We start from the raw sequence: 22635 nt of genomic DNA, 5'->3' as shown, positions 1-22635 counted from the left end.
GCTATTTGCGGTACGATCTTAGCCCTCTGCAAATTGGGGTTTTTATGAAACGACGCATGCTGATGTCCATTGCCATCCTGCTGGCAGTGTCGGGCTGTTCGACATCGGGCTCGTCCGGCTTTGGCTGGCCATTTTCGGATGATGCCGAGGCGCCCCGTCCGGGCGCTGCCCGGCGTGCCGGCGAAAGTGCCGAACCCGCTCTGCGCAGCGATCGGGGCGAGCTGGGGCGTTATCCGACAACCCAGCGCAAAGCCGGTGAGACCGCCAGCGCGGCGCGAAGCCAGCCGGATGCGGTGATCAAGTTCAATCCGGACAACCAGGTCATCTCGCGCGAAGCCGAATCGCGGCTGCAGGCCATTGCGCAGCAGGCCCGATCAGATGAAAAGTTGATCCTGCGCCTGGAAGGTTTTGTCCCCGAGGGCGGCAGTCCGGCACTCAATCTCGGCTTGGCCGAGAAATCCCTGCAGGCTGTCCGGGCCCGTTTGCTTGAGTTGCGCGTCCCGGCGCGCCGTATCCTGCTCGCCCCTTTCGGCGAGGAACACCGGCTGAAGCGCGATGCGCTGCAGCACTGGGTCGAGATCTACCTCGTCAGGCCGCGCCTGTAGTTCGCGCCGGAATCAATATAAAAGGAAGGTCGACCGCGACGTCAGCCAGGCTTGTTCGTCGTGGTGGCTGATCTCGTCGAGATCGTCCGGCGTGCTGGCCAGGTTGTCCACCCATTCACGGAGCAGCGGGGAGCCGTTGATCAGGTCGATGGCCAGCCGGTCGTGCTCGTATTCGTAGGCAAAGTCGCGCCATAGCGCGTAATCCGGGTAAAGCCGGCGGATCGCCTTGAAGGCCAGCGCCTGGATGCGCCACGGTTTGAAGGCGGTGTGATCGTAGTACGGCCCTTCGCAGTGGATCTGCACGCCGTTGCACTGCTTGCCGGCGTGTTTGTGGAAGGTCGGCTCGAACCAGCATTCGCGCAGTTTGCAGCCGGCCAGCCAGTGCGGCGCAACGGCGCGCATTTCGGCAATCACGGCGCGCGCATCGATGTCCGGGGCACCGAACAGTTCGAGGGGTCGGGTCGTGCCGCGCCCTTCGGAAAGCGTCGCGCCTTCGAGCATCACCGTGCCGGCGTAGGCGCGTGCCATGCTCAGGTTGGGGGCGTTCGGGCTGGGGTTGATCCAGCTGCGTTCCGGCGGCCAGCCGTAGCCGGGGGCGCTGTCCGGTTGCCAGCCTTGCATCGTGATGACCCGGTAATCGACATCGAGTTCGAGTGTGGCGATGAACCACTGGCCGAGTTCGCCCATGGTCAGGCCGTGGCGCATCGGCATCGGGCCGGCCCCGACGAAGCTTTCCCAGCCGTCACGCAGCGTCAGACCTTCGACCGGGCGCCCAGCCGGGTTGGGGCGATCCAGCACCCAGACGCTCTTGCCGTGCCGGGCGGCGGCTTCGAGGATGTAACGCAGGGTCGTGATGAAGGTGTAGATGCGGCAGCCGAGGTCCTGCAGATCGACCAGCAGGACGTCGAAAGTGTCCATCATCGCCTCGGTCGGCCGGCGGACTTCGCCGTACAGGCTGAAAACCGGGATGCCGAGTTGTGGGTCGAGGAAATCGGGTGACTCGACCATATTGTCCTGCTTGTCGCCGCGCAAGCCGTGCTGCGGGCCGAAGGCGGCGCTCAGTTCGAGATCGGGCAGGGCGGCGAGGGCGTCGAGCGAATGCGTCAGGTCGGCGGTGACCGAGGCCGGGTGGGCCAGCAGGGCGATGCGGCGGCCATGCAGGGGCTGGCGCAGGGCTGGATCGGAAATAAGACGGTCGATGCCGAAAAGAATGGGCTGGCTCATGGCTGGGGAACTTTCAGGGGCAGCGTGAAACTGGTACGCAGGTGAAAATCGGGCTGGGCGGCACGGTGCGCAAGCGCCCACCAGGTTTTTGTTCGGTCGTGCTGTTCGATGACGCAGCTCAGTGCGAGTTGCAGCCGATTCCCGGCGGGCAGTAGCGATGCCGGGAGACGGGCGATCAGCGAGAAGCCGTCGGGGGTGTCGTCCAGGCTGATCAGTGGGGCGGCGGCCGGCTGGAAGTCGGTGTCGCGAACCCGGTAATCGGTGAAACGGTAGGCGGCCCACTGGCTGGAGGGCGAGAAGTTGAATTCGCGGTATTCAGCCGTGTCGACCGCAGCAAGGAAAGCTTCGCAGCAGGTGTGCTGCCACAGGTTGTCAGCCGGGGCGCTGGCTTGCCGGGCCGGGCGAAGGATAGTCCGGCCGTCCAGGCGGTAGCTGAGGATCAGGCTGCCATCGCCGGCAAACGACGCCGAGGCGCTGACTGTGCAGGCGGCGGTGGCGGGCTTGGCCGGGTGGCAAAGCAGGATGTGTTCGGCAGGGGCAGGCAAGGCGTTGGATCGTCGATGAATGGTGCAGGCGGTACTTTACCTGCTCGCCTCGCCAGGTGTTGCGGTCGACCTGCCAAAAATGGTCAAAATCGGCCGCCAACCCTTGGTCGGGCAGGGGTTTTGGAGTAATTTACCGCTTTTGCCGAACAGCATCAGGGAGAGACAAAAATATGACGCCGCTGCGCATCAACCTCGAACAAGAAGAAATTCCGACCCACTGGTACAACATCGCTGCCGACATGAGCAACCCGCTGGCGCCGCCGCTCGGCCCGGATGGCAATCCGGTTCCGCCGGAGGCCATGGGGGCGATTTTCCCGGAACCGATCATCGAGCAGGAAATGTCGGCCGAACGCTGGATCGCGATTCCCGAAGAGGTTCGCCAGATCTACGCCCAGTGGCGCCCGGCCCCGCTTTGCCGTGCCTTGCGCCTGGAGCAGGCACTTGGCACGCCGGCCAAGATTTTCTTCAAATACGAAGGTGTTTCTCCAGCCGGTTCGCACAAACCGAATTCCGCCGTGCCGCAGGCTTATTTCAACAAGCTGGTCGGTACCAAGAAGCTGACGACTGAAACCGGCGCCGGCCAGTGGGGCTCGTCGATCGCCTATGCCGGCCAGATGTTCGGCCTGCCGGTGCGCGTCTTCATGGTCAATGTCAGTTACCAGCAAAAGCCCTTCCGTCGTTCGATGATGCAGACGTGGGGGGCCGAGGTCTTTGCCAGCCCGACCAACCTGACCAATGCCGGACGCACTGCCCTGGCGGCCGATCCGGATAACCAGGGTTCGCTCGGCCTGGCGATTTCCGAAGCGGTCGAAGAGGCAGCGGCTGATCCGGACACCTGCTACACGCTGGGTTCGGTGCTCAATCACGTTGTGCTGCACCAGTCGATCATCGGCCTGGAAGCGAAGAAGCAATTCGAGAAGATCGGCCTGTATCCGGATGTGATTTTCGGGCCGTGCGGCGGCGGTTCCAGCTTTGGCGGCATCGCCTTCCCCTTCCTGGCCGACAAGGCGGCCGGCGACAAGCGCGCAAGCAAGCTGCGCTGCGTCGCCGTCGAGCCGACTTCCTGTCCGACGCTGACCAAGGGAACCTACGCCTACGACTACGGCGATGTTTCGGGCTACACGCCGATCATGCGCATGTACACGCTCGGTCACGACTTCATGCCGCCCGGCATTCACGCCGGTGGCCTGCGTTATCACGGTGATTCGCCGCTCGTTTCGCAACTGCTGCACGAAGGCCAGATCGAAGCGCTCGCCGTGCCGCAGGTTGCCACCTTTGAAGCCGGTGTCCAGTTTGCCCGGGCCGAGGGCATCATCCCGGCGCCGGAATCCTGCCACGCGATTCGTGCGGCTATCGACGAAGCCCTGCGCTGCAAGGTGACCGGCGAGGCCAAGACGATCCTGTTCTGCCTGACCGGACATGGTCATTTCGACATGGCGTCCTACGACAAGTTCTTCTCCGGCAAGCTGGAAGATTACGATTATCCGGCCGAAGCCATTGTCGAGTCGCTCAAGCATTTGCCGAAAGTAGGCTGAGCCGGTGAAAGCGCTCGTTTTCCTGCTCGTGCTGGCCAATGTGCTGTTTTACGCCTTCAGCTCCGGATATTTCGGGCGGCCGGGAAATCCGGACGCCGGGCGCCTGGAGCAGCAGGTCGTGCCGGATCGCATGCGCATCGTTTCGCGGGGTGAGGCGCCGGCGGCCAAGGAGCCAGTCAGTAAAGAGCCGGCCGCGGCTGTGGCGCCGACCGTCGATAGCCTTTGTCTGGCCTGGGAAAATCTGCCGTCAAGTGAGGCTGACCGGCTGGGGACCTTATTGACCGACAAGTTTGTCGATTATCACGTCGAGCGGCGCAATGTCGCGCGTGAAACCGGTGGCTGGTGGGTCTACATCCCTCCGCTGGCCAACAAGGCCGAGGCGGATAAAAAGGTTGGCGAGCTGAAGCGGATCGGTGTTTCCGATTTCTTCATCATTCAGGACAACGTCAACCGGTTTGCCATTTCGCTCGGTATTTTTTCTTCGGAAAAAGGTGGGGCGGATCGACTTGCCGACTTGAAATCCAAGGGCGTCAGGTCGGCCCGGCTGGTGCCGCGCCCCGGCAATGAAAATGCCTTTACCTTGCAGGTTTCCGGTCCGCTGGCCGGTAAGGCGGCATTGCTGGAGGCCGTTTCTCTGGCCTTCCCCAAGGTTGAGCCGCAGGCCTGCAAGTGAGCGATTACGTCGTTGGCCTGACGGGCGGGATCGGGAGCGGGAAGAGCACGGTCGCCGACTTGTTTGCTGCAAAAGGCATTGTCGTCATCGACACCGATGCACTGGCTCATGAACTGACGGCCCCCGATGGTGCTGCCATGCCTGCGCTGCTGGCGGCTTTCGGGCCGTCGATTGCCGATGTCACAGGGGCGATGGATCGTGCTGCGATGCGTCGGCTGGTCTTTGCCGATGCCACTGCCCGGGCTCGGCTGGAAGGCATCCTGCACCCGATGATTCGACGGATTTCGGATGAGCGCTGCCGTTTGGCGGCGTCTCCGTATGTCATTCTGGCGGTGCCCTTGCTGGTCGAGTCGGGTAGCTACCGGGAACGCTGCGACCGGATTGTCGCGGTCGACTGCCCGGAAAGCCGGCAAATCGAACGTGTCATGGTGCGCAGTCAATTAGCCGAAGAGGAAGTGCGGGCCATCGTTTCGGCCCAGGCGACACGCCAGCAGCGTCTCGATATTGCCGATGACGTTGTCAATAATGATGGTGCGCTGACAATTCTTTACGGCCAGGTCGACAGATTGCACTTAAAGTATCTATCGCTTTCTGCTGAAAAAGCTAAAGCAAAGTGTTGAGATTTGCATGCAAATGGCTCAAAATTCAGAATAATTTTCCGTTCCTTCGGACACTGGCCGCGTGATTACTTACGAATACCCGTTTAACGAGCGCATCCGCACATTGTTGCGTCTCGAAGACTTGTTCGAAAAAACGGCCTATTTCATTCAAAGCGAAGGTCAGCTCGAACACCATACTGCCCTCGTTACCCTGTTTGAAATCCTTGAAGTGGCCGGCCGTGCCGACCTGAAAATGGATTTGATCCAGGAACTGGAAAGGCAGCGCCAGACCTTGCTGGCCTACCGCAATAATCCCGATATCTCCGAAGAAGCGCTGTCCGGTGCGCTTTATGAAATCGAGCACTCCTCGGCCGCCCTGCTCGGCATGGTTGGCAAGATCGGCCAGTATCTGCGCGACAACGACTGGCTGATGGGGATCAAGAGCCGTGCGGCGATTCCCGGCGGTGTCTGCGAATTCGATCTGCCGTCTTATCACTGGTGGCTGAATCGTCCGCTGGATGTCCGTCTTGAAGCACTTGATGGCTGGCTCAAGCCCATGCTGCCGTTGCGCGATGCAGCGGCCATCGTCTTGCGTCTGCTGCGCTCAAGTGGCCGGCCGAAGCGTTATAGCGCGGTCAACGGTCAATTCCAGCTCAATCTCGGCGGTACTGCCGCGCAGATGGTGCGCGTTGCGGTGAGCGCCGACGAGCAGGCGATTCCGGAGGTTAGCGCCAACAAGTATTTTCTCAATATCCGCTTCACCAAGCCGCCGGCGGGTGAAATCAAGGCCCGTGGCTGCGAGCGCGATATTGATTTCGACCTGACCTTCTGCAACCTGTAATGACGGCACGCAAGGTCCGTTGTCCGCAGTGTGGCGAAGATGCGCTCTGGTCGCCGGAAAATCCGGATCGTCCTTTTTGCTCCGAACGTTGTCGGAAAATCGATCTCGGTTGCTGGGCGGCCGATACCTACCGTATTCCGGTGCAGGGCCAGCCTGATCTACCGGACGGTGATTTGCCCGGCGATCAAGGTTTCTAGGTTTTTAAGCCGTTTCAGGCTTTGGCCGTGTTACCAGCCGCGCATCAAGGCCAGTCCGTGAGCGCCATGGGCTTGAGCTTGGTCGATCAAAGCCTGGTTCATCCCCCCCAATGCAAAGACCGGGATGGTGTTTCCGGTGAGGTGTTCGGCAAAACCATCCCAGCCCAGTCCCGGATTTTCCGGATGACTTGGTGTCGGCAAGACCGGGCCGAGCAGCGCGTAATCAAGGTTCAGTTCGCCGGCGCGATGAATTTCGGCCGCGCAGTGGCATGACGCACCTACCCAGTTGAAGTCAGGGCGTTCGCGACAGGCTGCGAGTCCGCTCGATGAAAGATGCAGGCCATCGGCGCCGACCAGCCGGGCGACTTCCGCATCGTCATTGATCACGACGAGGGCGCCGTGGTCGTGAGCCAGCCGCTTGACGGCTTCGGCGAACCACAGGCGCCGGGCTTGTGGCCAGTGCTTCTCGCGCACCTGGATCAGCTTCAGGCCCGCATTCAGCGCTTCTTCAAGGCGCTCCAGCTGGCGCTCGACGCCTTCGCTTTCGGCCATCGTAATGGCCATCCGGGTGGGTAAGGCCAGACCTTTGAGAATCGGGTCATTGGCCGGCAGGATGGGGGCAACGCTGGCGCTTTTGCCGCACTCCATCCAGTCGACCGCAGCATGCTCCAGCGGGGCGGTGATGCCGATTTCCCCGGTCCACGCCGTGACGCGCCAGAAATGCAAGCGCACCGTGGCGTGCGGGTAGGTGAATTGCCGGGTCAGCCAGGGGGCGCATTCCGTGACACTGATGCCCAATTCTTCATGAAGCTCGCGGACCAGCGCCTGGCGAACGCTTTCGCCCGCCTCCAGCTTGCCGCCCGGGAACTCCCAGTAGCCGGCGTAGACCTTGCCTTCCGGGCGTTGTGCGAGGAGAAATTCACGGCCGTTGGCGCGCAGCATCACGGCGGCGGCAACTTCGACAATTTTTTCGCTCACCGCGTCGTCTCCGGCTGATCTTTTTGCTGGCCGGCCAGGTCGCGGGCGAATTGCCAGGCCACACGGCCGGAGCGCGAGCCGCGGCCGAGTGCCCAGTTGAGGGCGTCGCGCTCACATCGGGCGATCACGGCTTCATCGACGCCGAGATAGCGCAGCCAGTGATAGACGATATTCAGGTATTCGTTCTGGCTGAATGGGTAGAACGAAATCCACAGGCCGAAACGTTCGGATAGCGAGATTTTTTCTTCAACGGCTTCGCCCGGATGAATTTCGTCGTCGATCCGCTGGGTTTCGAGGTTTTCGGAGAAAAACTCGGGCATCAGGTGGCGACGATTCGAGGTGGCATAAATCAGCACATTGTCCGGCGGCGCCGAAATCGAGCCATCAAGCACCGACTTCAATGCCTTGTAGGCGGTTTCGCCGGCTTCGAAGGAAAGATCATCGCAGAAGATGATGAAACGTTCCGGTCGGCTTTCGATCAGGTCGACGATATCCGGCAGGTCGACGAGGTCGGCCTTGTCGACTTCGATCAGCCGCAGGCCTTGCGCCGAGTACTCGTTGAGTACGGCCTTGACCAAGGATGACTTGCCCGAGCCGCGCGAGCCGGTCAGCAAGACATTGTTGGCGGTGTGACCGGCGACGAACTGGGCGGTATTCAGGCGGATGCGCTCTTTTTGGTCGTCGATGTTGTTCAGTTCGTCGAGGCGGATCGGGTGGGGCTGGCGAATGGCCTGCAACCAGCCGCGGCCGTGGTTCTTGCGCCAGCGGAAAGCAATGGCGTTTTTCCAGTCCGGCAGCGGCGGAGCGGGGGGCAGCGTTGCCTCGAAGCGACCAAGGACGGCCTCGGCACGGGCAAGCAGACGTTCAAGCTGGAGAGATTCGGGCATGGTGACAGGTATACTTCGCGTTGAATTCACGCACTCTAACGAAACCCATGCGAAAAATCCAAGCCGCACCCTTTCTGGCCTTCTCCCTGTTGAGCGCCTGCAGCCTTTTGCCCTCGGGAGAGCCGGAGCCGGCCGTCTGCAAACCTTGCGCAAGCTGCCCGGCCTGCCCGCCAACGGCTGTCACGACGCCCGTGCCGCCAAGCCCGTTTGCCCGGACTTTTCGTGCCGCCAGCTGGGCCGATCTGCCGGGCTGGAAAAATGACGATATAGCGGCCGCCTGGCCGGCTTTCATGCAGTCTTGCCGGGGCATGGCCAGCAAGTCGCACGGCCCGGCCTGGAAGCGCGTCTGCGATCTGGCGCGGGCGGCTGACGGCAAGCCGGACTTCAATCCGCGAGCCTTCTTTGAGCAAAACCTCCAGCCTTATGCCGTCCTGACCGGTGAGGGCGAATTCAACGGCATGATTACCGGCTATTACGAGCCACTGCTGCGCGGCAGCAGAACCAAGGTGAAGGGGTTTGAGCAGCCGATCCGGGCTGTGCCGGATGATTTGCTGACGATCGACCTGTCCGCGCTTTTCCCTGAGCTCAAAGACAAGCGCGTTCGTGGCCGGGTTGAAGGCAATAAGGTGGTGCCTTACTGGTCACGTGCCGAAATCGGTGCGCGCGGCGATCGCTTGCCGGGTAAAACCTTGCTGTATGTCGATGATGCCGTCGAACTGTTCTTTCTTCAGGTTCAGGGATCCGGTCGGGTCAAGCTGACCGATGGCAGCACCGTACGCGTCAATTATGCCGACCAGAACGGTCATCCCTACCAATCCATCGGTCGCGTGCTGGTCGACCGTGGCGAACTGAAGCTTGAAGAGGCTTCGATGCAGGGCATCCAGGCCTGGGCACGGGCCAATCCGGCCCGTCTCGACGAATTACTCAACGCCAATCCGAGCTATGTTTTCTTCCGTGAAAATCCGAACAGCAAGGATGGTCCGGCGGGTGCGCTCGGCGTGCCGCTGACGCCCGAGCGCAGCATTGCGATTGATCCGCGCTCGGTGCCGCTCGGAGCCCCGGTCTTCCTGGCAACGACCCGCCCCAATTCAGTGCAAGCAATGAATCGTCTGGTCATGGCGCAGGACACCGGTGGTGCGATCAAGGGGGCAGTTCGGGCCGACTTTTTCTGGGGCTTTGGCAAGGCAGCAGGCGAACAGGCCGGGCGCATGAAGCAAACCGGACGTCTTTGGGTGCTTTTGCCGCCGGAAGCTGCGCCCAGATAACGTAAGCGTTCGTTGCCCAGGGGGCGGGCTTGCTTGACGATCCCGCGGGGTGGTTTTGTTGGTGCATTGCCCGCATTTTCTGCACCGATGCTGGGCGATGGATTGTTTTTTGGCACTTGTTTGGTGCGTTTATGCAAAAATGACTTTTGCAATGCACTGATTTAAAACATCTTTGTGCACTGGAATGGTGCTTGCTATAGGCATTCGATTCCAAAATCAGGGGCTTTCATGGAAAACTACCAATCCGGCAGCAATGTGCTGTTCATCCTGCTTGGCGCCATCATGGTGCTGGCCATGCACGCAGGCTTTGCCTTCCTCGAAGTGGGCACGGTTCGCAAGAAAAACCAGGTCAATGCGCTGGTCAAGATTTTGACCGATTTCGGCATGTCGACCCTGGCATACTTCTTCATCGGCTACACCATTGCCTACGGTGTCAATTTCTTCACCGGTGTTGAAACGCTGATGGAAAAAAATGGTTACGAACTGACCAAGTTTTTCTTTTTGCTGACCTTTGCCGCAGCCATTCCAGCGATTATCTCCGGGGGAATCGCCGAACGAGCCAAGTTCCACCCGCAGTTGATTGCCACGTTCATGATCGTCGGCTTCATCTACCCGTTTTATGAAAGTATCGCCTGGAATCAGGCGTTTGGCATTCAGGCGTGGCTGAAGGCGACATTTGGCGAGGAGTTCCATGACTTCGCCGGCTCTGTCGTCGTACATGCCATGGGCGGCTGGATTGCCTTGCCTGCCGTCCTCCTGCTCGGGCCACGCCATGGTCGCTACAACAAGGACGGCCGCATTTCAGCCCATCCTCCTTCATCGATTCCTTTTCTGGCATTGGGAGCGTGGATTCTGACGGTCGGCTGGTTTGGCTTCAATGTGATGAGCGCCCAGACGCTGGACAAAATTTCCGGCCTGGTCGCCCTCAATTCGTTGATGGCGATGGTCGGCGGCACCATGGTGGCACTTCTGCTCGGCAAGAATGACCCGGGTTTCGTGCATAACGGCCCGCTCGCCGGTCTGGTCGCCGTTTGTGCCGGCTCGGACCTGATGCACCCGATGGGTGCGCTGGTTGTCGGCAGCATCGCTGGCGGCCTGTTCGTCATCATGTTCACGCTGACCCAGAATCGCTGGAAAATCGACGACGTTCTGGGTGTCTGGCCGCTGCACGGCCTGTGCGGCGCATGGGGCGGTATCGCGGCCGGTATCTTCGGCAGCAAGGCGCTGGGCGGCGCCGGCAGCATTGCCTTCATGCCGCAACTGATCATGACCGGTCTGGCGATTGTCGTTGCCTTGGCCGGCGGAGCCATCGTTTATGGCAGCCTGAAAGCCTTCATCGGCTTGCGACTCGATCAGGAAGAAGAATACGAGGGCGCCGACCTGAGCATTCACCGCATTACAGCAACGCCGGAGCGCGAGCCGAACTGGTAAGGCTGGTCGGAAACAATTAAGTCTGTCGGACAGTTGAATCTAAGGGGGCCATCGGCCCCCTTTATGTTTGCGCTCATTCAACGTGGCAAGCATTTGCTTCGTGCCAGTGCTAAATGTGCGATGTGTCTAGCATTCTGCCTATAGGGCTTAAAGCGACCCGAAGCTGTCATTCGCCCAGCCGAAGGCCAAACGGCAGGAAACGGCCGCACAGCACGCGTTCAGTCCCGTTGGTGTTCCAACCATTTGAGTAGCGTTGCGTAGAGAATCCCAGGATTAACCGGCTTGGAAAGAAAGTCATCCATGCCTGCCACAAAGCAGCGATCCTTGTCCTCGGCAAAGGCATTCGCTGTCATCGCCAGGACTGGCGTTGCTTGATGATCGGGCAACTGACGGATTTGCCGCGTCGCATCCAGGCCGTCCAGCACCGGCATCTGCATGTCCATCAGGATGACAGCGTAGCTTCCTGAGCGGGCCTTCTCCACGGCCTGTTGGCCATTCCCGGCCAGATCGACGGCTAGGCCCACATTCTCCAGCAGCATCTGGGCAATTTCCTGGTTGATCGTTTCGTCCTCGACCAACAGGATGCGCTTGCCGGCATGGTCGCGCAGGATGATTTGCTCGGCGGCTTCGGTCCCCTCACGGGCGCCTTGTGCTGCTGTCTCTTGGGCTTTCTGGAGAACTGCAGTGAACCAGAAGGTGCTGCCCTGGCCTGGGACGCTGGTGACGCCAGCGCCACCCCCCATCACTTCGGCGATCTTTCGGGTGATGGCCAGACCGAGACCGGTGCCGCCGTATTGGCGTGTGGTCGAGTTGTCGGCCTGCTCGAAGGCAGTGAAGAGTTTGGGCAGGGCCTCGGGGGCGATACCGATGCCGGTATCTTCGACTACGAAGCGTATGGTGGCGGTGTCGTCGGTTTCAGCGTCTTGCGTTACGCGCAGGGTAATGTGGCCCTGCTCGGTAAATTTGATGGCATTGGCGGCATAGTTGAGCAGGGCTTGTTGCAGCCGGGTGGAGTCGCCACGCAGACGGTGAGGCAAGGCAGTGGTTTCGATGTTGAAGCGCAGACCTTTGTCCCGTGCTTTCTGACCGAGCATCGAGGCGACATTGGCCAGCAGTGCTTCGATATGGACAGTACTATCCTCCAAGGCGAACTTGCCGGCTTCGATTTTGGAGAGGTCGAGAACGTCGTTGATGATCCTGAGCAGGTGGCTGCCGGCGTTCTCGATCTTGTCGAGCTTGTCAGTTTGCTCGGCAGTCAGGCCGTTGCGACGCAAAATGTAGGCCATGCCAGTGATGGCATTAAGCGGGGTGCGGATCTCGTGTGACATGTTGGCCAGGAAGGAGCTCTTGGCGACGTTGGCAGTTTCGGCGGCTTCTTTGGCGACGCGTAGCTCCCGGGTTTGTGCTTCAACGAGTTTCTGAAGGTGATGGCGATGCTGCAGCAGTTCGAGCTCGTCCTGCTTGCGTGCGGTAATGTCGGTATGGGTTCCGCACATGCGCAGCGGCTTGCCATCTACATCGCGCTGCATCACGCTGGCCTGGTCAAGAATCCACCGAATGCTGCCATCCTTGTGGAGCATCCGGTACTCAAGCCGATGCATCTCGGAGCGCCCTTCAATCACCGCTTTGATGGAGTCCCACGCACGTTCCTGATCCTCCGGGTGAATGAAGTCGGTCCACTGCATCACCGTGTACTGGATTTCGCTGTGTGTGTATCCCAGCATCATCGCCCAACGTTCGTTCCGGTCCACTTTGCCTGCAGCAATGTCCCAGTCCCAAAAACCGAGCTCCGCCCCTTCCAACACGAAGCGCAGTTGTTTTTCGCTGCTCTCCAGAGCCAGTTCCGAACGCTTGCGGTCCGAAATGTCCTCCACCATTGCGACCACATAATCCAGACTGCCATCCGGCTTGCGAACTTGACTCACCGCCAGGCGCGTATAGACCAGATGACCGTCCTTGTGGATGAAGCGCTTGTCCATCGCATAGCTATTGATTTCGCCGGCCAGCATCTGGTTGAACTGCGCCAGGTCAGGTGCGAGATCTTCCGGATAGGTGAGATCCGTCCAGGTCATGCGGGTCAATTCGTCCGTTGTGTACCCCAGCGTCAGACAAAGAGCGTCATTCACCTCGATCCAGCCCTTCTCCTGGCTGGTAATGGCAAGGCCGACGATGGAGTGATCAAAGTAAGCATGAAAGCGTTCCATGCTGGCTTGCTCTTCTGCCATGACCGCCTTCTGTGCAGCCTGCAATGCCGCCCGCTCTTCAAATTGCTGTTCGTAGTTGCGAAAGATCAGGCTCAGCAGGGCGGTCGCGAGGGGGTAGAACAACAGGAGGATCCACCAGGCCTGCTCGATGAAAGCATACCCGGCCCGATCAGGTACTTGCGTGAAGGCGGCCAACTGCATCAATTGCACTACTACGCCGAGCGCCAGATAGTGCCCGTAATGCGGCGGGGCGCTGCGCCGCTGCCACCACCGCCGCGCCAGCACCCCCAAAAAGGCCGAGAACAGGATGACCATGATGCCCACAGGTGCGCCGATACCGCCCAGTTGATAGCGATAGATGGCGGCCATGCCAGCGGCGATGGCCGCAGCCAGGCCTCCGCCGATCACGCCGGCGACCGTCAGCACAATCGACCGCCCGTCAAAAAATACGCCGGGTGCGAAGTTCACCGGATTCGCCATGCCCAGCAAGGTCACGCTGCCAAACAGAACCCCGAGCGCCAGAGAATATTTCAGAGGGGATTGGTGAAATCGTGTAACGACTAGCTGGCCTGCGGCTGCCAGCGCAATCAGGAAGGCAATGTTATTGATCAGGTTGCTCAGCATTTGTCAGTCGCTCTTCGGAACTGCAAGGAGAATGTTCAGGAAATTCATTCGAGGTAACCGACGATCGGTATTGCAATTACCAATCCCAAAGTCTACTCCATCATCCGGTTGCCGACAGGAAGCGGACCTGTTTTGCTGCGTCGCGTATTAGCGGGCGACTGTTTCCGATAGTTCGTGGATCACTTCAACGACCCGTGCCGCATCGACCCGCATTTGACGGATTGCGCCGCCTGCCTGGTTGGCCAGTTCGACACCGTCGGCAACCTCGGTCAGGCCGTGACTCATGCTCTGGCTGACTGAGCCGGTTTCGGCCTGGATGTCCTGGATCATCTGGGCAATTTCGCTGGTTGATTTGCTTGTCCGCTCGGCGAGTTTGCGTACTTCATCCGCCACGACGGCAAAGCCGCGTCCGCTTTCCCCGGCGCGTGCGGCTTCGATGGCTGCGTTGAGCGCGAGCAGATTGGTCTGGTCGGCAATTTCCCGGATGGTGTTGACGATGGACGTGATGCGTGAAGTCTGTTCGCCCAGCGATTCGACGAGGTGGGATGATTTGCCGACGATGCCGGCGATCGAGTGCATTTTGGCCACGGTGTCGAGGATGATGCCTTCGCCATTTTTGGCGACGGTTTCGGTTTCTGCGGCAACGTCGTAGGCCGTCTTGACGCTGGCTTTTTCGGCTTGGTGGCGATGGATCTGGGCAGTGATGTCGGATGCGAACTTGACGATTTTGAGTACTTTGCCATCCGGGCCAAAGACCGGGTTGTAGCTGGCTTCGAGCCAGATTTCTCGACCCTGGCGGTCGACCCGCGAAAACTGCCCGGTAATGAATTCGCCCCGTCCGAGGCGCGCCCAGAAATCGGCGTATTCACTGCTGCCCGCAAAGTTGCTGGGGCAGAACATCCGGTGATGTCGACCGATGACGTCACCAGACGAGTAGCCCAGGGTGCGCAGGAAATTTTCGTTGGTCCGCTGGACGACGCCGTCCAGGCTGAACTCAATGACGGCCATCGAACGCTCGATCGCCTCGACCATGGCGCGCATCCGGGTTGCCTCTTCAACCTGTCGGGTGACATCGGCGGCAAACTTGACGACTTTGCGGACCTTGCCGCCTGGCTCCAGAATCGGGTTGTAGGTTGCCTCCAGCCAGATGTCGGCACCGTTCTTGTGGCGGCGCTTGATTGTGCCGCGAAAGAATTCGCCGGCACGCAGGCGGTTCCAAAGCTCGGCGTATTCCCGGCTGCCGGCAAAAGCTTCGTCACACAATTGACGATGATGGGCGCCGGCCAGTTCGCTGGCTGAATAGCCAACGGTTGCACAGAAATTTCCGTTGGCCCCCAGGATGGTGCCATCCGGCGATAGTTCGATGACAGCCGTGGAGCGGTCAATGGCGAGTTGCAAGGCGCGCGCGTCGCTGAGTTGGGTTTCGAGTTCGGCAATTCTCTTGAGGTGCTTGCTGCAGAACATGGGGTGCTCCTGTTGGGTGGGTCCCCGCTCACCGGATGGCGCTGCTGCTGGGGATGAATGCCTGAAATCGGTCAAGAATTGTATCAAAGGCATCCAAGACGATTGCTGTCCATAAAATTCACTGCCCGTATAATTCGCCATGACCATATTGCCCCCCTCCGCGTCGGAAGACGCCACCGCCGCCTCTGCCTCATTTGGCGAACTGCCGCTTTCGGCCGCCATGCAGGCCAATCTCAAGCAACTGGGTTATCTCGCGATGACGCCGATCCAGGCAGCGAGCCTGCCGATCGCGCTGGCCGGACATGACCTGATTGCCCAAGCCAAAACCGGGAGCGGCAAAACGGTCGCTTTTTCGCTGGCTTTACTGGCCCGCCTGAATCCCCGTTCGTTTGCCGTCCAGGCCCTGATCCTGTGCCCGACACGGGAGCTGGCCGATCAGGTGACGCAGGAAATCCGCCGTCTGGCCCGTGCCGACGACAATATCAAGATTCTCTCGCTGTGCGGTGGTGCGCCGATGCGCCCGCAAATGAACAGCCTCGAACATGGCGCGCACATCGTGGTCGGCACGCCCGGCCGGATCATGGATCACCTTGATCGCGGCAGCCTCGACCTGGCCGCCCTCAATACGTTGGTGCTCGACGAGGCTGACCGGATGCTCGACATGGGCTTTTTCGACGACATCGTCCGGGTCGCCAAATCCTGTCCCAAGGAGCGTCAGACGCTGCTCTTCTCGGCGACCTACCCGACGGGCATTGCCGATCTGAGCAGCCGCTTCCTGCGCCAGCCGCAGGAGGTCAAGCTGCTGGAAAAACACGAGGACACCAAGATCCGTCAGCGCTTCTACGAAGTGACGCGGGAAGGGCGTTTCGAGGCGGTCGGCCTGTTGCTCAACCATTTTCGCCCGCTCAGCACGATTGCTTTCTGCAACACCCGCCAGCAATGCCGCGACTTGCTGGCGTATCTGCAAAAGCAGGGATTCCATGCCCTGACCTTGCATGGCGAGCTTGATCAGCGCGAACGCGATCAGGTACTGGTCCAGTTTGCCAATCGCAGTTGCTCGGTGCTGGTGGCGACCGATGTCGCGGCGCGCGGCCTGGATATTGCGCAGCTGGAGGCGGTGATCAACGTCGATATCACTTTCGAGCCGGAGGTGCATGTTCACCGCATCGGGCGGACCGGCCGGGTCGATCAGCAGGGTTGGGCGTTCAGCCTGGCGGTGCCGGGTGAAATGTCACGCGTCAAGGCGGTCGAGGATCTGCACCGTTTCGAGGCCGAGTGGCATTCGCTGGACGAACTGGTGCCGCAAGGGTCAGGCGTCATGTTGCCGCCGATGGTCACGCTGCAGTTGCTGGGCGGGCGCAAGGAAAAGATCCGGCCGGGCGATGTGCTCGGCGCGCTGACCAACGATGCCGGCTATAGCCGCGAACAGATCGGCAAGATCAACGTCACTGAAAACTCGACCTATGTCGCGGTCGACCGCAAAATTGCCCAGGAAGCGCTGCGCAAATTGAATGCTGGCAAGGTCAAGGGCAAGAAGGTCAAGGCCTATTTCCTGCATGAACGGATGTAGACCGCGGTCAACGCATTCGGCCGGGTTTGAGCCCGGCCGAAGTGTCTTGCGGGGTGGTCGCCCGGCTTATTTCTCGACTTCGTACACCACGTCGGCGCGGCGGTTTTCGGCCCACGACTCTTCGTCGTGACCCTTCAGCTTGGGACGCGATTCGCCCAGCGTCTTGACCTTGACCTGTTGCTCCGGTGCGCCATGGCGGATCATCGTCTGGCGAACGCTTTCGGCGCGCTTCATGCCGAGGCGGGCGTTGTAGTCCGGTGCGCCGCGTTCGTCGGCATTGCCTTCGATGCGGATGCGCGATTTCGGATTGGCGGCCAGGTAGCGGGCATGGGCTTGCAGGGCCGGGTCGAATTCGACGCGAATCTCGGCGCTGTTCAGGTCGAAGTAGACGCTGCGTTGGGTACGCAGGCCTTCCTGGTCCATCTTGATCAGCGTGTCCTGTTTGCCGCTGCCCGCCTGGGCCAGGTCGCGGGTATCCTGCAGTTCCGGCGGGACGGGCTGGCCGAGCAGGCCGGGGTGAACCCTGAGCGCACCGGTCTGGGAAATGTGTTTGCTCGGCGGAACGTCCTTGGTCGAGACGCAACCGGCAAGCAGTGCGGTAAGCAGAAGAGTGGCAGGCAGGGTGGCGCGCATCATGATGTGGTCTGCGTGGAGAATGTCGAATGATAGCCGCTTGGCGTCCTGACGAACAGGGTGAGGTCGGGGATAACTGAAATCCATGTGCCGTGTTTTAGCAGTAATGCGAATAAATAAATTCAGAATCAGTCTTTGTTGTTATAACGAGATCAGCTAAATTTCCCTCCATTGCTCCATGAGGTATGCCATGAACCGACTCCGCCAATCCCTTTCCGCCATCCTGCTGATGCTTGCTGCCAACGCTGCACTGGCCGATGTTTCTCTACTCAACGCTTCCTATGATGTGGCGCGCGACGTCTACAAGGATTACAACCCGATGTTCCAGAAATACTGGAAACAGAAGGCCGGGGAAAATGTCGAGTTGCGCCAGTCGCATGGCGGTTCGAGCAAGCAGGTGCGCGCGGTGGCCGATGGCCTTGAAGCCGATGTCGTGACGATGAACCAGGCCAACGATATTGAGTTCCTGGCGGAGAAAGGGCTGGTCGCCAAGGATTGGGCCAGGAAATTCCCCAATAACGCTTCGCCCTATACCTCGGCGATGGTTTTCATCGTCCGCAAGGGCAACCCGAAGGCGATCAAGGATTGGTCCGATGTGGCCGGGCCGGGTGTGCAGATGATCATCCCGCATCCGAAAAATACGGGTAACGGCCGCAACACTTATCTTTCGGCCTGGGCCTGGGCGCTGAAACAGCCGGGCGGCAATGACAAGAGCGCGCAGGAGTTCCTCGGCAAGCTGCTCAAGAATGCGCCGCTGTTCGCCGCCGGTGGCCGCGATGCAACGACGACCTTCATGCAGCGCAAGATGGGCGATGTGCTGATTACCTTCGAGTCCGAAGCCGAAATGATTGCCAAGGAGTTCGGCAAGGGCGAGTTCGAGGTGGTTTATCCCAGCCTGACGATGCAGACCGAATTCCCGGTTGCACTGGTCGACAAGGTGATCGACAAGAAGGGCTCGCGCAAGCAGGCGCAGGCTTATCTGGATTACCTGTGGTCGAAGGAAGGCCAGGAGAATGCCGCACAGAACTATCTGCGTCCGCGTGATCCGGAACTCCTGAAGAAGTACGCCACGTTTTTCCCGGCCGTGAAGACCTTTACCGTCGATGACGTCTTTGGCGGTGCAACCAAGGCTTTCCTGGTGCACTTCAAGGACGGCGGCACCTTCGACCAGATTTACCAAAGCAAATAATCAATGGCTGCAAAAACTCACCGCGTGTTGCCCGGCTTCGGCCTGGCGCTGGGCTACACGCTGGTTTATCTCTCGATCCTGATCCTGCTGCCGCTTGGCGGCATGATCCTCAAGGCGTCGGAACTCGGTTTCGGGCAGATCATCGACATCGCCTTGGGCGAGCGTTCGCTGGCGGCTTTCCGGGTGACTTTCGGTGCCTCCTTCCTGGCTGCCGCGGTCAACGCCTTTTTTGGTCTGATTGTGGCGTGGATACTGGTTCGCTACCCTTTCCCCGGCAAGCGTTTCGTCGATGCGCTGGTCGATCTGCCTTTTGCCCTGCCGACCGCTGTCGCCGGTATCACGCTGGCTACGCTGTATGCCGGCAATGGGTGGCTTGGGCGCTACATCGAACCGCTCGGCATCAAGGTCGCCTACACGCCGCTCGGCATCGTCGTGGCGCTGACTTTCATTACCTTGCCGTTTGTCGTGCGCACCTTGCAGCCAGTGATCGAGGATATCGAAACCGAGGTTGAAGAGGCTGCGGCGACGCTCGGTGCGTCGCGCTGGCAGACTTTTACCAAGGTGATTTTTCCGGCCATCTTTCCCGCATTGCTGACCGGTTTTGCGCTGGCTTTTGCCCGGGCGGTCGGTGAATACGGTTCGGTCATCTTCATTGCCGGCAACCTGCCGCTGATTTCGGAAATCACGCCCTTGCTGATCATCTCCAAGCTGGAGCAATACGACGTGCTCGGCGCGACTGCGCTGGCTGTCGTCATGCTCGGCCTGTCCTTCATCCTGCTGCTCAGTGTCAATCTGCTGCAATGGTGGGCGGCCAATCGTCACAAAAACAGCGAGCCGCTTGAAGTTGCGGCCGGCAAGGCTAATGGAGCGTCCGCATGAAATCGACACGCGCCACGCAGGAACCGGCCTGGGTTCGCTACAGCCTGCTGACCATCGGTCTCGGCTTCCTCTTTTTCTTCCTCGGTCTGCCCTTGCTGGCCGTTTTCGTCGAAGCCCTGGCCCAGGGCGTGCCGATCTATCTCGAAGCGCTGAAAGAGCCGGAAACGGCCTCGGCGATCGGGTTGACCGTGGGCATTGCGCTGGCCGTGCTGCCGTTCAACATCATCTTCGGTGTGGCGGCGGCCTGGGCCATTGCCAAGTTCGATTTCAAGGGCAAGAGCCTGCTGATCACGCTGATCGACCTGCCGTTTGCCGTCAGCCCGGTGGTCGCCGGCCTGATTTTCATCCTGCTCTTCGGTTCTCAGGGCTATTTCGGGCAATGGTTGTCCGAGCACGATATCAAGATCATCTTCGCCGTGCCGGGCATGATCCTGGCCACCATGTTCATTACCTTCCCGTTCATTGCCCGCGAATTGATTCCGCTGATGCAATCGCAGGGCAAGGATGAGGAAGAGGCGGCCGTGTCACTCGGCGCCTCCGGCTTCCAGATGTTCTGGCGGGTGACCCTGCCGAATATCAAGTGGGGTTTGCTGTACGGCGTAATCCTGTCGAATGCCCGGGCAATGGGCGAATTCGGCGCGGTGTCGGTGGTTTCCGGCCACATCCGCGGCGAAACCAATACCTTGCCGCTGCATGTCGAAATTCTCTACAACGAATACAACGCCATCGGCGCTTTTGCCGCCGCTTCCATCCTTGCCCTGCTGGCGCTCGTCACGCTGGTCGCCAAGACCATTGTCGAGTGGCGGATGAAAAAAGAAACTGAAATGCTGAACACGGTGCTGGCACCGGAGAAAACCTGATGAGTATCGAAATCCGCAATATCTCGAAGCGCTTCGGCAATTTTGTCGCGCTCGACAACATCAACCTGAATATTCCGACCGGCGAACTGGTGGCCTTGCTCGGCCCCTCCGGTTGCGGCAAGACGACCCTGCTGCGGATCATCGCCGGGATGGAATCGAACGACACCGGCGAGGTGCTTTTCTCCGGCGCCGAAGCGACCCATCTGCATGCCCGCGAGCGCGAAGTCGGTTTCGTTTTCCAGCACTACGCGCTGTTCCGCCACATGACGGTCTTTGAGAACGTCGCCTTCGGCCTGCGCGTCAAACCGCGCAAGGAGCGTCCGTCGGATGCCGAGATCAAGCGTCGGGTCATGGAGTTGCTCGGCCTGGTCCAGCTCGACTGGCTGGCCGATCGCTATCCGTCGCAGCTTTCTGGCGGCCAGCGCCAGCGGATTGCATTGGCCCGCGCCCTGGCTGTCGAACCGAAGGTGCTGCTGCTTGATGAGCCTTTCGGGGCGCTTGATACCAAGGTGCGCAAGGAACTGCGCCGCTGGCTGCGCCGCCTGCACGACGACATGCACATCTCCAGCGTGTTCGTGACGCACGATCAGGAAGAAGCGCTGGAAGTCGCCGATCGGGTGGTCGTGATGAATCACGGCAAGATCGAGCAGATCGGTTCGCCGGACGAGGTTTACTCCAATCCCGCCTCGCCGTTCGTCTATCAGTTCCTCGGCAACGTGAATGTCTTTCACAGCCGCGTCCAGGATGGTTTCGCCGAGGTCGAGCGGAACGGAGCGAGCGACCGGGCGACGGCCTTCGTCCGTCCGCACGATATCGATATTGCCCACCAGCCGCTTGAGGAAGGGCTGCAGGCGACGGTCATGCACGTTCATCCGATCGGCCCGGTGGTGCGCATCGAGTTGCAGCACAACAGCGAAATCGTCGAAGTCGAGCTGTCGCGCGAGCGTCACGAGGGCCTGCAACTGGCGGTCGGCCAGCAGGTCTGGTTCCGTCCGCGCCAGATGAAGGTTTTCGGCGCCGATGCCTTGCCGCGGTCGACGCCTGAAAAACAGGCATTCCTGTTCTGATTTACATCGCGGATTGGGTCAGGGGCGCGATGCTATAATCCGCCCCTGTTTCGCGCGACCATAGCCCAATCCGGTGATTTTTACCCTCGGCATCAACCATCATTCCGCACCTCTCGCCATTCGCGAGCGGGTGGCTTTTCACGCCGAAAAGCTGCATCAGGCACTGGCTGATCTGACCCGCAATCGGCCGGTCAAGGAAGTGGCGATCCTGTCCACCTGCAATCGCACCGAAATCTATTGCTCGGCAGAAACGCCCGAAATCGTCATCGAGTGGCTGGCGCATTACCATCAGGTCAGCCGCGACGAAATTGCGCCGTTCATTTACCTGCACGACCAGCCAGAGGCGATTCGCCATGCCTTCCGCGTCGCCAGCGGCCTGGATTCGATGGTCATCGGCGAGCCGCAGATTCTCGGCCAGATGAAGGATGCCGTGCGTGTGGCCGAAGAGAGCGGCACGCTCGGTACACAACTGCACAAACTTTTCCAGCGCTCGTTCTCCGTCGCCAAGGAAGTTCGCTCGACGACGGCGATCGGCGCCAATACCGTGTCGATGGCGGCGGCCGGGGTCAATCTGGCCGAACGCATTTTCGAGTCGGTGGCCGAGCAGCGCATCCTGTTCATCGGCGCCGGTGAAATGATCGAACTGTGTGCCGCCCACTTCTGCGCCCGCCAGCCGAAGCAGGTGACCATCGCCAACCGTACGCTGGAGCGCGGTCGGGCGCTGGCCGAACGCTATAACGGGACGGCCATCCGTCTGGATGAGCTGGGCGAACATCTGGCCCAGCACGACATCATCGTTTCCTGTACCGCCAGCCCGCTGCCGATCATCGGTCTGGGCATGGTCGAACGTGCCGTCAAGGCACGCCGGCATCGCCCGATGTTCATGGTCGATCTGGCCGTGCCGCGCGATATCGAAGAAGAAGCCGGGCAACTCGACGATGTTTTCCTCTATACCGTCGATGACCTGGCCCAGGTCGTCGAGAGCGGTGTCGAGTCGCGCCAGGCCGCCGTGGTCGAAGCAGAGGGCATCATTGCCCACCGGGTTCAGGATTTCCTCGGCTGGTTGCAGTCACGCGACACCGTGCCGGTCATCCGCTCGCTGCGCGATTCGGCGGAGCGCATGCGGCGCCATGAAATCGAGCACGCCATGAAGCTGCTCGGCAAAGGTGAAGCGCCCGAGAAGGTGCTGGAGCAATTGTCACAGCGCCTGACCAATAAATTCCTGCACGCCCCGACGCAGACGCTCAATCTTGCCGAAGGCAGTGAGCGAGCTGATCTTCAGGCCGCCGCCTCGCGCCTCTTTCATCTCCATTCCGGCGAGTAGCGCCCGTTTTCGGGCTGCGCTCGCACGCGAATTTCCGGTAT

21 protein-coding genes are annotated in these 22635 nt (G+C 60.4%); 14 read left to right on the top strand and 7 right to left on the bottom strand.

The genetic code is table 11. From position 1 onward, the window contains the following. Positions 1-44 precede the first annotated feature (44 nt). Positions 45-605, top strand: a complete 561-nt coding sequence (locus KI614_RS14075; RefSeq protein WP_226406352.1) for an OmpA family protein — start codon at positions 45-47, stop codon at positions 603-605. Positions 606-617: 12 nt separating this feature from the next. Here KI614_RS14075 and KI614_RS14070 read toward each other — a convergent pair whose 3' ends face one another. Both KI614_RS14070 and KI614_RS14065 read right to left on the bottom strand, forming a co-directional pair. Next, positions 618-1829 (bottom strand): exo-beta-N-acetylmuramidase NamZ domain-containing protein, encoded by a 1212-nt coding sequence (locus KI614_RS14070; protein WP_226406349.1) that lies wholly within the window; start codon positions 1827-1829, stop codon positions 618-620. After that, positions 1826-2374, bottom strand: a complete 549-nt coding sequence (locus tag KI614_RS14065) for a DOMON-like domain-containing protein (protein WP_226406347.1) — start codon at positions 2372-2374, stop codon at positions 1826-1828. The genes KI614_RS14070 and KI614_RS14065 overlap by 4 nt, the downstream gene beginning before the upstream one ends. A gap of 170 nt (positions 2375-2544) precedes the next feature. Here KI614_RS14065 and KI614_RS14060 point away from each other — a divergent pair, with 170 nt between their 5' ends. From KI614_RS14060 to KI614_RS14040, 5 genes are all read left to right on the top strand, one after another. Beyond that, on the top strand, positions 2545-3909 hold the full coding sequence (locus tag KI614_RS14060) for a TrpB-like pyridoxal phosphate-dependent enzyme (protein WP_226406345.1): 1365 nt from the start codon (positions 2545-2547) through the stop codon (positions 3907-3909). Between the two features lie 4 nt (positions 3910-3913). Next, complete coding sequence (locus tag KI614_RS14055) at positions 3914-4582, top strand: SPOR domain-containing protein (protein ID WP_226406343.1); 669 nt, start codon at positions 3914-3916, stop codon at positions 4580-4582. After that, complete coding sequence (gene coaE / locus KI614_RS14050) at positions 4579-5202, top strand: dephospho-CoA kinase (protein ID WP_226406341.1); 624 nt, start codon at positions 4579-4581, stop codon at positions 5200-5202. The genes KI614_RS14055 and coaE overlap by 4 nt, the downstream gene beginning before the upstream one ends. Positions 5203-5263: 61 nt before the next feature. Beyond that, positions 5264-6022 (top strand): cell division protein ZapD, encoded by a 759-nt coding sequence (zapD, locus tag KI614_RS14045; RefSeq protein ID WP_203467679.1) that lies wholly within the window; start codon positions 5264-5266, stop codon positions 6020-6022. Further along, on the top strand, positions 6022-6219 hold the full coding sequence (locus tag KI614_RS14040; RefSeq protein WP_226406339.1) for a DNA gyrase inhibitor YacG: 198 nt from the start codon (positions 6022-6024) through the stop codon (positions 6217-6219). The genes zapD and KI614_RS14040 overlap by 1 nt, the downstream gene beginning before the upstream one ends. A gap of 30 nt (positions 6220-6249) precedes the next feature. Here the strand turns inward: KI614_RS14040 and KI614_RS14035 are convergent, their stop codons facing one another. Both KI614_RS14035 and KI614_RS14030 read right to left on the bottom strand, forming a co-directional pair. After that, entirely contained in the window at positions 6250-7197 is a 948-nt protein-coding gene (locus KI614_RS14035; RefSeq protein WP_226406337.1) for a Nudix family hydrolase, read from the bottom strand. Beyond that, positions 7194-8084 (bottom strand): ATP-binding protein, encoded by an 891-nt coding sequence (locus KI614_RS14030; protein WP_203467676.1) that lies wholly within the window; start codon positions 8082-8084, stop codon positions 7194-7196. Before KI614_RS14030 ends, KI614_RS14035 begins: the two co-directional genes overlap by 4 nt. A 47-nt stretch (positions 8085-8131) precedes the next feature. Here KI614_RS14030 and KI614_RS14025 point away from each other — a divergent pair, with 47 nt between their 5' ends. Together KI614_RS14025 and KI614_RS14020 are read left to right on the top strand one after the other, a co-directional pair. Next, on the top strand, positions 8132-9349 hold the full coding sequence (locus tag KI614_RS14025; protein WP_226406335.1) for a murein transglycosylase A: 1218 nt from the start codon (positions 8132-8134) through the stop codon (positions 9347-9349). A gap of 228 nt (positions 9350-9577) precedes the next feature. After that, on the top strand, positions 9578-10780 hold the full coding sequence (locus KI614_RS14020; protein WP_226406333.1) for an ammonium transporter: 1203 nt from the start codon (positions 9578-9580) through the stop codon (positions 10778-10780). Positions 10781-10998: 218 nt separating this feature from the next. Here the strand turns inward: KI614_RS14020 and KI614_RS14015 are convergent, their stop codons facing one another. After that, complete coding sequence (locus tag KI614_RS14015) at positions 10999-13608, bottom strand: PAS domain S-box protein (protein ID WP_226406331.1); 2610 nt, start codon at positions 13606-13608, stop codon at positions 10999-11001. Positions 13609-13755: 147 nt separating this feature from the next. After that, complete coding sequence (locus KI614_RS16425; protein WP_319002661.1) at positions 13756-15072, bottom strand: methyl-accepting chemotaxis protein; 1317 nt, start codon at positions 15070-15072, stop codon at positions 13756-13758. Between the two features lie 139 nt (positions 15073-15211). Here KI614_RS16425 and dbpA point away from each other — a divergent pair, with 139 nt between their 5' ends. Then, positions 15212-16642: an ATP-dependent RNA helicase DbpA gene (gene dbpA / locus KI614_RS14000; RefSeq protein ID WP_226406329.1), complete on the top strand. Its 1431-nt coding sequence runs from the start codon at positions 15212-15214 to the stop codon at positions 16640-16642. A 66-nt stretch (positions 16643-16708) separates the two neighbouring features. On the opposite strand, the gene KI614_RS13995 is transcribed toward dbpA, so the two are convergent. Next, positions 16709-17278 (bottom strand): OmpA family protein, encoded by a 570-nt coding sequence (locus KI614_RS13995; RefSeq protein WP_203467666.1) that lies wholly within the window; start codon positions 17276-17278, stop codon positions 16709-16711. A 187-nt stretch (positions 17279-17465) separates the two neighbouring features. Between KI614_RS13995 and KI614_RS13990 the strand changes: the two genes are divergently transcribed. From KI614_RS13990 to hemA, 5 genes are all read left to right on the top strand, one after another. Then, entirely contained in the window at positions 17466-18464 is a 999-nt protein-coding gene (locus tag KI614_RS13990) for a sulfate ABC transporter substrate-binding protein (RefSeq protein ID WP_226406325.1), read from the top strand. A gap of 3 nt (positions 18465-18467) precedes the next feature. Further along, positions 18468-19343, top strand: coding sequence for a sulfate ABC transporter permease subunit CysT (gene cysT, locus KI614_RS13985; RefSeq protein ID WP_226406323.1), 876 nt, complete (start codon positions 18468-18470; stop codon positions 19341-19343). Continuing rightward, positions 19340-20203, top strand: coding sequence for a sulfate ABC transporter permease subunit CysW (cysW, locus tag KI614_RS13980; RefSeq protein WP_203467663.1), 864 nt, complete (start codon positions 19340-19342; stop codon positions 20201-20203). The genes cysT and cysW overlap by 4 nt, the downstream gene beginning before the upstream one ends. Further along, positions 20203-21270, top strand: coding sequence for a sulfate/molybdate ABC transporter ATP-binding protein (locus KI614_RS13975; RefSeq protein WP_226406321.1), 1068 nt, complete (start codon positions 20203-20205; stop codon positions 21268-21270). The genes cysW and KI614_RS13975 overlap by 1 nt, the downstream gene beginning before the upstream one ends. Positions 21271-21343: 73 nt before the next feature. After that, positions 21344-22594 (top strand): glutamyl-tRNA reductase, encoded by a 1251-nt coding sequence (gene hemA, locus KI614_RS13970; RefSeq protein ID WP_226406319.1) that lies wholly within the window; start codon positions 21344-21346, stop codon positions 22592-22594. Positions 22595-22635: the final 41 nt, after the last annotated feature.

This window comes from Dechloromonas denitrificans, from assembly GCF_020510665.1.
GTDB lineage: Bacteria > Pseudomonadota > Gammaproteobacteria > Burkholderiales > Rhodocyclaceae > Azonexus > Azonexus denitrificans_B.
Note: the sequence above shows the minus strand (reverse complement) of the source record. Positions and strands in the feature narration are given on the sequence as shown.